Origin of the sequence: Desulfovibrio sp. An276, from assembly GCF_002159665.1 — a bacterium.
GTDB classification, from domain to species: Bacteria; Desulfobacterota; Desulfovibrionia; order Desulfovibrionales; family Desulfovibrionaceae; genus Desulfovibrio; species Desulfovibrio faecigallinarum.
Map to the genome: position 1 here is coordinate 16,718 of NZ_NFJC01000002.1, position 12,194 is coordinate 28,911.

General features: G+C 52.0%; 10 protein-coding genes. 4 read left to right on the plus strand and 6 right to left on the minus strand.

The window, feature by feature from the left end:
* Nucleotides 1-411: 411 nt before the first annotated feature.
* The 3 genes from B5F76_RS02090 to B5F76_RS02100 form a co-directional block, all read right to left on the minus strand.
* Nucleotides 412-675 carry a hypothetical protein gene (locus B5F76_RS02090; protein WP_087350330.1) on the minus strand — a complete coding sequence of 88 codons (264 nt, stop codon included), beginning with the start codon at nucleotides 673-675 and terminating at the stop codon, nucleotides 412-414.
* 331 nt (nucleotides 676-1,006) lie between these two features.
* On the minus strand, nucleotides 1,007-2,407 hold the full coding sequence (locus B5F76_RS02095; RefSeq protein ID WP_087350334.1) for a hypothetical protein: 1,401 nt from the start codon (nucleotides 2,405-2,407) through the stop codon (nucleotides 1,007-1,009).
* Between the two features lie 36 nt (nucleotides 2,408-2,443).
* Entirely contained in the window at nucleotides 2,444-5,581 is a 3,138-nt protein-coding gene (locus B5F76_RS02100; protein ID WP_162608628.1) for a DEAD/DEAH box helicase, read from the minus strand.
* An 800-nt stretch (nucleotides 5,582-6,381) separates the two neighbouring features.
* On the opposite strand from B5F76_RS02100, the gene B5F76_RS02105 reads away from it, so the two are divergent.
* From B5F76_RS02105 to B5F76_RS15055, 4 genes are all read left to right on the plus strand, one after another.
* Nucleotides 6,382-6,855, plus strand: coding sequence for a hypothetical protein (locus tag B5F76_RS02105; protein WP_087350340.1), 474 nt, complete (start codon nucleotides 6,382-6,384; stop codon nucleotides 6,853-6,855).
* A gap of 255 nt (nucleotides 6,856-7,110) precedes the next feature.
* Complete coding sequence (locus B5F76_RS02110) at nucleotides 7,111-7,341, plus strand: FeoA family protein (protein ID WP_087350343.1); 231 nt, start codon at nucleotides 7,111-7,113, stop codon at nucleotides 7,339-7,341.
* Nucleotides 7,334-9,394, plus strand: coding sequence for a ferrous iron transport protein B (gene feoB, locus B5F76_RS02115; protein ID WP_087350346.1), 2,061 nt, complete (start codon nucleotides 7,334-7,336; stop codon nucleotides 9,392-9,394). Before B5F76_RS02110 ends, feoB begins: the two co-directional genes overlap by 8 nt.
* Nucleotides 9,395-9,410: 16 nt before the next feature.
* Nucleotides 9,411-9,713: a FeoB-associated Cys-rich membrane protein gene (locus B5F76_RS15055; protein WP_087350349.1), complete on the plus strand. Its 303-nt coding sequence runs from the start codon at nucleotides 9,411-9,413 to the stop codon at nucleotides 9,711-9,713.
* Nucleotides 9,714-9,943: 230 nt separating this feature from the next.
* Here the strand turns inward: B5F76_RS15055 and B5F76_RS02125 are convergent, their stop codons facing one another.
* The 3 genes from B5F76_RS02125 to B5F76_RS02140 form a co-directional block, all read right to left on the minus strand.
* Complete coding sequence (locus B5F76_RS02125) at nucleotides 9,944-10,339, minus strand: hypothetical protein (protein WP_087350352.1); 396 nt, start codon at nucleotides 10,337-10,339, stop codon at nucleotides 9,944-9,946.
* Entirely contained in the window at nucleotides 10,329-10,826 is a 498-nt protein-coding gene (locus tag B5F76_RS02130; RefSeq protein WP_087350355.1) for a Panacea domain-containing protein, read from the minus strand. The genes B5F76_RS02125 and B5F76_RS02130 overlap by 11 nt, the downstream gene beginning before the upstream one ends.
* 764 nt (nucleotides 10,827-11,590) lie before the next feature.
* Nucleotides 11,591-12,100, minus strand: coding sequence for an EamA family transporter (locus B5F76_RS02140; RefSeq protein WP_239406925.1), 510 nt, complete (start codon nucleotides 12,098-12,100; stop codon nucleotides 11,591-11,593).
* Nucleotides 12,101-12,194: the final 94 nt, after the last annotated feature.

The window sequence follows — 12,194 nt, forward strand, 5'->3', positions numbered from 1 at the left end:
GGATGACGGGGCACCCCTGTCCATCATCATGCCTGGATCCGGACATTTCAGAGCTCCGGGCCTTGCCCAACTTTCTTTTGGTGGCTATCTAAAAAGCAAGGCGACAGTGCTGGACACACCACCGCCTTGCCGGGCCAGTCCCCCGGTTTTGTATCACAGCAATACAAAAGCCAAGTTTTTGACCCTTGTGGGAGCTGGTTCCTCCCACAAGGGTCGCACTATTTTGTCCAGTGATTGGCGATCAGTGCGACTATCAGTCCCGCAATCACTTGGATCGGAGCGCAAAGGGGCAACTGCGCGGTTTTTCGTTGGGGCGTACGCAACCTTGCTGGATGTGCACGGCTCCCTTGCCAGAGGAGACAAAAAAGGCCTTCCGAAGAGGACCTGTGAGTCTGAAATTTTGGGCCCTGGCTAAAAGCCAAGCCAGCCGAAGCCCTTTGCCATGATGCCGCCCAGTATGCCAAACCCTGTCAGCATGGCAGTACCCAGCCCTATACCTATGCCAATCTGCCACCTTACGAGATCGCTTTTAGTTCGATCGATTTTGGAATTCGTCTCGGAGCGGAGTTGTTCCACTTCTCGACGAACCTTTTCTATTTCAAGGCGGATATCGGCAATGTCGAGCTTTGTTGCCAACTCCTTGCGCAGGACTTCGTTTTTTTCATCAATCTGCATGTCCGTCCTTCCTCGCACCCCATGTCCCTTGCCACACTCCGGAGGCCCTTTCCGAAGTCCCTGGCCTATCCCATGCCGTAGGGCACAGACATCGGGGACAGGTCACTGAACCGCAAAGCGCCCGGAAAATTGTTTTGCACAGGCTACTTGCCATAGATGGCGTACAGTACACCGCCGATCGTCAGGGCAAGCACGAATATGGTGGCTGCGGTCATTACGCTCATTTGTGTTACCTTTTCAACAAATTGCTCCATTGTCTTTTTGCGCCTTTCTTTTGCAGTATTTCCCCCGAATTGCCTCTATGGGCATGCTGCAAAGCACGTGTACCCTGCTACCCCCGGTTTTGCACTATTGCCGTTTCATCCGGAAATCTGTTTCCGGGAAGATCGTAGAAGGAAAGGCCATAGGCAACAAGAAGGCGTTTCATCCAGGATTCGCATCCCTTTGGAAGCTCAAGATCTCCCGGTTTTTGCACATTGATAATGCGGGATTCCCATTGTTCGGTATAGCTGCCATCCATGACTTCCCTGATGGGAAGTCCCATCTTTCTGCGCAAACCATTGAGAACGGCAGTATGGTATGGATGGTCCATGTCGCCTCCTCCGCTGAACAGGATATAGCAGAGTCGACAGACCGTGTTGTCCGGGGACAATCCATTGCCCCTGTACAGATGATCGGTCAGTTCCTTGAGGGAGACTGCCACAAAGTTGTTGCTCAGTACAAGCGACACATGGTCCAGGACACGATGCAAGTGCTTGTCTTCCGAGCCATTTTCCTTCTGTTTTCTCCAGTATTCGACATCGTGCCCATAATCCCTGGCGCACAACTGATCAATGACGCTTGAACCAAGGTCAAAGACCTGGGCGCTCAGGTAGTTGAGCTTATCTTCCTCCCTGTCCCTGTTGTAGAAGGTGAAGCAGCATTGGTCCACAGTGCCTGCGCCAATATCCGTGACCAGATAGATGTTGGTTGTTCTGCCCGGAGATGCAGGCGAATGGAGAAAAACCTGAATATTGGCACTCACTTCAGGATAGACCTTGCATTCCCTTAGTGCAGGAGCGGGCTTTGCAATCAGGCTCGCCATTTCTTTCCAGGATGCGCTTTCCGCCATGGGGCTGTCGGTACATGCCATGGCCCAGGCCTTCTTCAAAAGCCGCAGAAAAAGAGTTTCCGTCTCCCTGTCAGCCATGTTGCTGACAGGGATGGCCATGGTGACAAACATGTCGTCGCGTTCGTGTTTCCCATAGTCGGGGTAGCGCATGAGGATGAAGCTGCGTATCTTGCCAAGCGCCCTTGAAAGGTAGAAGAGGGCTGCCGAAAGGACAAAATTCTGCAGTTTTATGCTTCCCGGAGCGGCACCGGCAGCTTTGTTGAAGCGCTCAAGCACAGGTGCGCTGAAATTCCTGTGTGCCAGTTCGACAAGGGCCATCTTGATGTACCAGAGGCCGTGTTCGGGATACAGCTGGTTGGCTGTGTTTGTGGAAAAGAAGCCATCCCTGTACAAAATCGAGCTGGAAAGCAGAAATTCCGTTTTTCCCTGCAGGTCGAAGCTGAAGACAAAGGCCTTGTCCCGATCGCGGATGACACATTTGGAATAGGAGGTTCCAAAGTCGAATCCAATCTGAAAGACATAGGGATCCCTTGACGGGGCCCTTTGGGATTGGGGTCTTTTGAATTGGGGCCTCGTGGACAGGCGCTGTTTGAGCTGTTCGAGTCTGTCTAGCAGGGACATGGTAACTCCTTGGCAAAAGGGCAGGAAGAGACACTACTACGAGGAAGGATTGTTGTAAAAGAGGCCCATGGCTATGTTGCCGCACTGGGGCTCGAAAACGGCCCTTTTGTCCAGTTCTGCCATTTGCCTTTTCATGTTTTCCTCGGTTTTGCGGAGCTGGCCCTTTCGGGCAGGAATTGTCTTGTGCTTGCCCTCTTCTTCGAGTTTTTTCAGGATTTCCTTGTGCTGCTCGATGCGAGGCAGGAAGATATTCCTGATGCGCTCGCTGCGAATATTGTACATGGTTTCATTTTCGGCCTGCATGAATTCGACTTCTTCGTAGAAGTCCTGTTCCATTTTTTCATCGAGATCCTTGAGGTTCTCACGCAAAAAATCCTCGGGAATCTCGTTTCTGTATATCCAGTCCTTTCCACTTGCAAGCAATGTGGTATACACATTTTCTGCCTCATGCTGTGAAAGGCTTTCACCTGTTTCAATGTTCTTTATGCCATAACTGAGCTTTTGGTAGGGAATAAGACCCTTGATTTCCCAAAGCTGAACAGAAAAGACATAGATCCCTTCCTCGAGGGAGGGAATCGTTGTCATCAGCGCGGAAGTGCGGCAGAGATTATGGCCGTGATCCTTGTAATAGCTTGTGATCCAGCGAATTAGTGGCGAGAGGTGGTTGACAAAGGCTATTCTGCGTTTCTGATGAAGGGGGAGATTCTTCATGACTGCCCTGTCAAAGGTGATGGTCAGGGGATCCGGACGCAGGCTTCTGGCCATGAGAGACTGATCTCTTGCCATGAATCTGTTCAAATCGTCCCTGGCCTCTGCGGAAAGACGCAGGTGCAGGCATCCCGGAACAGGCACGTCCCTTTGAATCAGGGTTCCGAGAAAGTGTCGTCCGAAGAAGTCCTGCACATAGTCTTCCATTTCCTCGGGACGAATATAGCGACCAAGCCCGTGGTCTTCTTCTATCTTGCGCTGGATATAGTCGGAAAGTCCAATCAGTTCGCTGCTCTGTTCCTCCAGCTTGTTCATCTGTTCCATGCGGTTGAAAAGAGCCCTGGCGGTTTGTTCGATACGTTCATTCTCTTCTTCCGGCGTGAGACGGGAAGAAAAGAGATCGATGGTCAGCTGGCGTATCTCCCTGCCCAGAATTTCTTCCATGTCACCAAGAGTATCACCGAACTGACCCAGTTTCTGGTACAGCCGGTCATAGACCCTTTGCTCGATAGTGTTGTCAATATTGAAATTGATGATGTGAAGTACAGGAGATTTTTGTCCTACACGATCTATTCTGCCTATGCGCTGTTCTACACGCATGGGATTCCAGGGCATGTCATAGTTGACAACAATGTGCGAACACTGAAGATCAATGCCTTCGCTGCCTACTTCGGAAGACAGTATGATTTGGATTTCACCACTTGTGAATCGCTGAATTTCGGCAATACGCTCATCCATGGAAGATCTTCCGCTAATCATGCCTGCCTTGAGTCCAATGCCCTTGAGCCGTGTGAGAAGATAGAGCAATGTTGCATGGTAGTAGGCAAAAATGATTATGCGTTCGCCATTAAAATTTTGAATTATTTCACGCAGCCTTGCAAACTTGCTGTCGCAGGCTGCCAGCTTTTTGGGGCTGGGGATGGCGTAGGAGGAAAAGTCCTCGACCAGCAGGTTGATGGATTTCTCCTGTCTTTCGTCGCTGTCCTCGATGCCAAAGGCTTCAAACAGTGGAATATTCTCGTCCTGCTTGCCAAGAAGGCTTTGGGCGTAGGCTGGCAAGCTGCTTGCCGCCATGAGCTGGCGGCTTATCAGGGCGAGGGTCGAGAACTCCGAAGTGCTTCTTTGGCAGAGGTCCCTTATGTGCTGATCAATTGCATCGTAGAAGCGACGCTCGGTTTCCGTGAGCTGTATGGTGCAGATATGGGGCCTGCGCAGGGGACGGTTTTCCTCGACCTGTCTGCGCCTGGTCCTGTTGATATAGGTTCCCAAGATGTTCAGTTTCTCTGCCAGATCCGTTGTACGGGAGAGCATCTCGTACGAGGGTTTCCCCTGGGTCTGCATTTTTGCCACATTTTGCTTAAGCTTCTCGAAGAGGGGAGAGTCCCGCACGTAGTCGCTGTTTTCCATTCCGGCAAGGCAGCCGTTCAGCCTCTCATAGTCGATGGGATCCCTTGCAAGACAAGTTGCAGCCTGTACGGCTGGCTTGTTGTCGCGTACCAGATTGCTAAAGGAGGCCTGTGAGGAAAAGAAACCGGCATCGATCAGAGTGAGCAGCGAGTGGAGATCCTCGCTCTTGTTGTTGACCGGTGTTGCGGAAACACAAAGCACACCCTGGGCTGCTCCGGACAGCGCCTCTCCGAGCATGTGGGACGCAGTGCCCGAATTGCGCATGTAGTGCGCCTCGTCGAAAATGACCAGATCAAAGGGAAAATTGTCCTGTTCCTCCCAGTATTTCAGCTTTTTGAGCAGTCGGGCCTTGGGGGGAAGGGCAGTGTCGTCCCTGTTTTGATGGCGCAGGCTGTCAAGGGTGTCCTTTGGCGGACGCAGTGCAGCATAGGAGCTGATGAGGGCAAACTCCTCCCCGGGACCATTGATCATGAAGGCATCGACTTTCTTTTTGAAGCCAGCGAAGTCTACCTGCAGGGCATCCACAAGAAACTTGTCCTTCAGCTCGTTTTCCCACTTGTCCATCAGCGTGGGAGGACAGATCACAAGCAGACGCCTTGCCTGGCGACGGGCCTGCATTTCGATCCAGATGAGTCCGGATTCGATGGTTTTGCCGAGGCCGACTTCGTCGGCAAGAATCAGGCGCTGGGTGGGCGAGCGAATGAATTTGAGCACGGGCTTGAACTGGTAGGGGTAGAAGTCCACCTGTGCGGCTTCCATGGAATAGATGATCTCGTGCAGAGTCCCCTTGAGCTTCTCAAAGGTGAGCAGCCTTTTCAGATCGTCGATTCTGCCAAAGCAGCCACGTGCGATCTGCTCAAGCGGATCCTGGCTGTTTTCGTCCAGGGGCAGCAGCATGTCGAAGAGCATTTTCCTCTTGACCCCGTTTGGAAACATCACCTCAACAAAGGTATTTTTTCCGACAGGAATTACCTTTCCTGTGAATTCCACTATTTCTGCCGGACTGTTTTTGAGCTGAAGCTTTTGTCCGGGAGTTATGGGCAATGTGGTCTGGGTCATGGGAGCCATCCTGGAGTTTGGCAGTATGGAAAACGCAAGTTTGGGACGTTCAACCTCGGCGCCTTGTCGCTGACTGCCCCTGGGGCAATCCGGTTGGTCCTGCCTTGCCTGGACAAAAAATCTGTTTGTACAGTTTTCTGCCAAGAAGTACCGCAATTTGTCAAGTTGAACCATGGCAAGCGAACAGTGAGCACCAGGAAAACACAATTGTCACACAGCAATTTTCCATGTATCTTGCGTGTATTCAAATGTTTTTCGCATGAATTGCATACTTCTTCTGCTCCGTTCTGCGTCGCAGATTGTCGTAACTTTCAGAAAATTTGCCAAAAACCTCCTTGAGTTGCAGGCGCCTATTCCTTTTTTGCAGCATGGCCCCCGCATTGCCTGCGGGGGCCATCTCTCCCTTTGAGTGCTCCCGGTCCGCTGTCGGGTCAAACGCTTGCTTTCCTGCTTTCCCGACAGGGCGCTCGGACTGGAGCGGTGCTGGGTCCCTCTCGCCACAAGAAAGGGACTGCAGCATGTGTCGAAATGCACACTAGCACATTTTTTCAGCCCGTAAACAGGAAAGTTTTGCCCAATCCACAACAGTGTGGACGCATTTTGCGAATTATTTTCGCAAGGAGAAAGGGGAAGCTCCATTCCCCGGGAAAAGAGCAGGCGAGAAGCCGTAAAATGTGCATTTGGGTCCACACAGGTGTGGATCGGAAAATTTTTCGGGCTTTGCCCATGACAACGAAACGGGTAGTATTGGCGCCGCAGGGTGTCCCTTTCTCCGATTCTGTGCTCCAGGAGTGTGCAGCATGAGCAAAACATCCCACATCCATTTCGTTTCGGTAGTCCTTTGGGCAGGCGTCCTTGCCCTGATCCTTGGCCTTGTCCTTCCGGATCCTTCTCTTGCCGAAACCACGCGCTACTACGATTCCCAGGGCCGCTCCGCAGGGTCGAGCAGGGACAGCCTGGACGGCAGCCGTACGCGTCACTACGACAGCCATGGCCGCAACATCGGTTCCACGCGCAGGGACCTGGACGGAAGGACCAGAACCTACGACGGGAGCGGGCGCCTCACGGGCACAAGCCGCCCGAATTCCAGGGGCGGGGCCGACTACTACAATGCCCGCGGCCAGCGCGAGGGCTATTCGCGTCCCAACAGCCGTGGTGGCTACAACTACTACGACGCCAGTGGCCGCCTCACTGGATCGAGCCGCGCCAACAGCCGCGGTGGCCAGGACTACTACGATGCCAGCGGCAGACGCCAGGGAAGCTCCAGGCGCTGACCTTCCGACCATATACCCTTCGGACAGATTTCCTCGTCTCCTGCCACGCGGCACAGTCTGCGGCAGGAGATTTTTTTGTCTGTCTCAAGACATGCCAGTTTTGTTACAAGGTCTTTTTTTCAAAGGCCTGGAAAAAGACTCCTGCTTCACATTTGCCCATGCAGCCTTCATGGCGAAAGCGTTTGGAACATATTGATTTTCGCTTTTTTGCAGCGTACAAACCTCACTTCGAATTTATCATGCACGAGGTGAACAATGTTCCTGAATGACGCACAGACAGGGAAGACATACAGGGTGGAGGACTTTCATCTGCCCCTCCTGCTTGAGCGCAGGCTGGAGGCTCTCGGAATGACGCGCGAGACCCCTGTTCGCGTGATCAACAGAAAAGGCAAGGGCATACTGATAGTGAAGGTGCGCGGTTCGCGCTTTGCTCTTGGCGAGAACATAACCCGCAACATTGCCGCAAGGGAGGTGTGCAATGGCTGAGACCGAACAGCAGCACGAGATCACTATCGGTTTTATCGGCAATCCCAATTGCGGCAAGACCACACTCTTCAATGCCTACACCGGTGCCAAGCTCAAGGTGGCCAACTGGCCCGGCGTGACAGTGGAGAAGGTGGAAGGCGTCATGAGGCAGCACGGGAATCTCTTCCACCTGGTGGATCTGCCCGGAACCTACAGCCTCACCTCCTACACCATGGAGGAAAGGGTCTCCCGCCAGTACATCCTGAACGGCGACGTGGACGTCATCATCAATGTGGTGGACGCATCGTCCCTTGAGCGCAGCCTCTACCTGACCCTGCAGCTTCTGGAGCTCGGCAGACCCGTTGTCCTTGCCCTGAACATGATGGACATTGTTGCCAAGAGGGGCATGGAAATAGACCTGCACCGTCTGCCCGAAATGCTCGGCATACCCGTCATACCGGTATCCGCAAGGCAGCGCAGGGGCCTGGACGTTTTGCTCCACGCTGCAGCCCACCACAAGGATCACGCAGGGCCGGACCGCCTCATCCACAACCACTCGGCCCATACTTCGCACGTGCACAACCACCACGCAGAATACGCCATGGTCTATTCCGACGCCATCGAGGACAAGCTAGATCAGATCATGGCACAGCTGAAGGCACGCTATCCGGATCTTGCCAACTATCGCTGGCACGCCCTGAAGCTTCTCGAGGGCGACAGTGAGATAGCCGAGAAGTACCCTGTCGATCTGCCTGACGTTCTGGACCGCAACTACGAGACGGACATCATCAACGAAAAGTACGCCTTCATAGAGGAAATCGTGAATGAGGTCCTGCTCTACAAGGACCGCCAGGACATGTTCACGGAGCGCACGGACAGGATCCTTGTGAGCAGGGTGTGGGGCATACCCGTCTTTCTGGGCCTCATGGCAGTGATCTTCTTCCTGACCTTCACTGTGGGCGACTGGATCAAGGGCTTCCTCGAATCCGGCATCGACTGGTTCTCGCAGACTGTGAGCAGTGGCCTTGCCGCCATGGAGGCAGGATCACTCCTCACGTCCCTTGTGGTGGACGGTGTCATCAGCGGTGTCGGCACCATCCTGACCTTCTTGCCCAACATCCTGATTCTCTTCCTGTGCCTGGCTCTTCTCGAGGACAGCGGCTACATGGCGCGAGTTGCCTACGTCATGGAGGGGATCATGAGCAGGCTGGGCCTCTCGGGCAGGGCCTTCATCCCCATGCTTCTGGGCTTTGGCTGTACGGTTCCTGCCATCATGGCCTCAAGGGTTCTGGAAAACAGGCATGATCGCCTGAAGGTCATGCTGGTGACCCCCTTCATGAGCTGCAACGCGAGGCTCACCATCTACATCCTCTTCGCCGAGATGTTCTTTGCGGACAAGGCCATGTACGTGGCCTATTCCATGTACATCATGGGCATTGTCGTAGCCATTCTTGTGTGCGCCATCCTCCATCTTCTGGACAGGAAGAAGAACATCAACTACCTGCTCATAGAGCTTCCGGACTACAAGATGCCGGATTCGAGGACAGTGGCCATCTATGTGTGGGAGAAGATCAAGGACTATCTGGAAAAGGCCGGCACCACCATCTTCGTGGCGACCCTCGTCATCTGGTTCTTGCTCAACTTTGGCCCCAATGGCTATTCGCCCGACATGGAGACTGGTTTTGGCGCACTGCTCGGCGCCTGGCTTGTTCCGGTTCTCGCTCCCATTGGCCTTGGCTTCTGGCAGATAGGCCTTGCACTCATTGCCGGCATTTCCGCCAAGGAAGTGGTGGTTTCGAGCTGCGCCGTGCTCTTTGGCGTTGTGAACGCAAGCTCCCCCGAGGGTATGGCAACCTTTGCGGGCTCGCTTGCTGCCATAGGCTTCGGCCCCCTCAACGCCTTCTGCCTCATGGTCTTCTGCCTGCTCTACATCCCCTGTGCGGCAGCACTCATGACCATACGCAAGGAAGCGGACAGCTGGGGCTGGATGGGACTTACGGCCTCCTTCCAGCTGGCTGTGGCCTGGCTTGTCACCTTCTGCGTGTACCGCCTGGGACAGCTTTTCCTGGCGTAAGCCACTGGAGAGGGATATGAACGTCGCAACATTGTGTCTTGTCGCAGCGCTTGCTGCCTACACCATCTGGGCTTTTGTGCGCATTGTGCGCCGCAGAAAGGCAGGGGGCTGCTGCGGCTGTTCTTCCTGCCCGTCTTGTGCGTCTTCCTCTTCCTCGCGTGACAGGGGCGGATGCCCTTCCTGCGGACAACCGGATTGCAGGGAGCAGCCCAACAGGGAAACTGTTGCCGCCATGCGGGAGGCGGAAAGGATTGAGAAGGACCCTTCCGTCAGGGGCTATGATGACCTTGACGAGCTGTTTGCCGAACTGAAGAAATAGGGCGAACAAAAACCGGCAAAGAATCAGTAACCACCGGCTTTGCCGGTAGTTACTGATTCTTGGGAAGTTCAGGTAAAGCAAAAGCCCCTGTGCCAGTGTGGTGCAGGGGCTTGAAATTGATTTGGGCGTGTGCTCTTGTGTTCTTGCAGGAGGGTATTCAATCCTGCTCCTTCTGATTAGCCCCGTGGTTCATTGTTCACAGCCACGGGGTTCTTAGTTATTTGGGGAAACTATTTTGACGGAAAGAGATATTTTAATATTATTGCAATTAGTCCTATTACATTAACAGCACCTAATGAAATCAGTGCTATAAATATATGATCGGATAAATGAAATATATGTCCATATATACTGACAGAGAATCCTTGCATTAAACTCAATATTATTAAAATAGAAAAATAAATTATTACAAATATAAAAATATATTTAGCATATGTTGTTCTATGTTCTCTATTTAATTGTCGATCTCGAACATCCTCAAGTTTTAATGTGTCGTCACCGTTATTTTGAGGTGATGGGTTATTTTCATGATCCTTTGTTACTTCTTCGGTATTTTTGTCATCATATATTTTTGTAAAGCTAATGACATTGTGAGGAAGAGAATCTTTAATTTGATCAAGATTCATTGGCTTTCCTCTTGAAATAATCTCTTAAGAGGTCATTGGGAATTGGAATATTTTTAGTATCTTCAGGATAATCTTTTCGTACTTGTGACCAAGGCGTATCTGGTTGATGTGTAAGAGCGGACAATTGTGTTCCATTCCACTTACCATATACATCTTGAATTTTTGTCAAAAAAGGCTTCAAGTTTTGAAAATTTTTTATTGGCGGGATAAGATGGGTAATTTTCATATCTGCAGTTAAAGCAGCAATAGTGCCAACCTGCTTGATAGGAAACGTGCCATAATCACGGAATTTAAGATATAAAGATGGAATTACTGGACCATACTTCCATGCCTGAAAAGTTTCTTCAATGAGTGGTTGATCATATAAGCCAAGATGCCAACCATGCGCAAAATAAACAAGTTTTTGCAATTTCATTTGAGTAGGAGGACATTCTCGTTCAACTCCTAATGTAATAAAGAAATTAGCGATAGCCAATGCCTTTTCCATTGTGCCACCTCATAAGAAATATATTATTAAGAGCGCCTATAAATAAAATTTAGCAAGAATAATTCTCCCTTAATGGGAGAATTATAATAACATAGAACGCTCTGGCTTTAAGCAAGTAGCTTCTCAAAGACTAGATAGCACACTGCTTCCCAAAGTAATACTTGTTTTTTTTGACAGGATCTTGTATCCTATAAATTTATCTTATTTTTTGTGTTTGTCAAGGTATGCCCGGAACTCGGATACAAAACAGTCAAACGCTTGCGCCGATTCCTCTGCGGTTGTCTGATACTGACTCACAACCGGCCAGCCGTAAGCGTTCAGTGCTTCAAGCGTGTAGAATCCGCCGCAAAGCCTGCGGAGGAGGTTTGTGGCGCCTCCAACATGTGTTTCATTGCGCCCTGTCTGCAAGATTTCTTCTTCCTTTGTTGTACTCGAGGTCCTGGCAGGTGGCAGCGTTGCAGACGCTCCTGGACAAGCCTGCCGGTTTTGCTCTGCGGTCTGTCTCCGTTGCCCGGGACTGGAGATGTTCTTTCTCGCCATACCCTGGTCAGGTGCGACTATGCACTGGAAGAGAGTGTCTTCGGGAAAGGGAAGATCCATCAGCTTGCGCCTTGCCCTGATTCTTTCTCTGGCCTCTTCCAGGGAACAGGGCTCGGGGATGTCTTTTCCCTGTTTCGCATAGTGGCGAAGAACCGGGCTCAGAGCCTCGGCACCATAGAAAATCGCTTCTTCCACAGTTTTTGGGGCAATTGCCCGCCTGTTTGTCACAGCAGCAGTATCAGGGAGCCCAGCGTTATCACCAGTCCGCCAATGATGGTTTTGGCGCTGGCAGGTTCCCCGAGGAAGAGGATGGACAGGAAGATGGTAATGGCAACGCTCAGTTTGTCTATGGGAGCAACCTTGGAAACATCTCCCAACTGTAGAGCCTTGAAGTAGAAGAGCCAGGAAAGCCCGGTAGCCATGGCCGAGAGGAAGAGAAAGAGCAGACTGTGGCTGCCTATTGCGCGGATTCCCTTGACAGCGCCGCTTGCAAGCACAATGCCCCAGGTGAGGACAAGAATGAAGCTCACCCGTATGGCCGTGGCAAGGTTCGAGTCGATATCCCTGACGCCGATTTTGGAGAAGATGGCTGTGAGCGCCGCAAAGACCGCGGCCAGCAGGGCATAGACCTTCCACATGAGAGAACCTTCCTGTCTTTCGATCCGTCCAAAATGCCTGCCTGAAGCCCGTCTGCCGTCGTTTGGCAGGCGGAACAGCAAAACCTTGCCACTCATGCCCCGGCAAGGCAAGAGGCAAAAAAAGGGAGGGAATCGCACACGGAATGCGATCCCCTCCCTGTCCGTCAGAATGAGGCCTCGGTACAGGCCC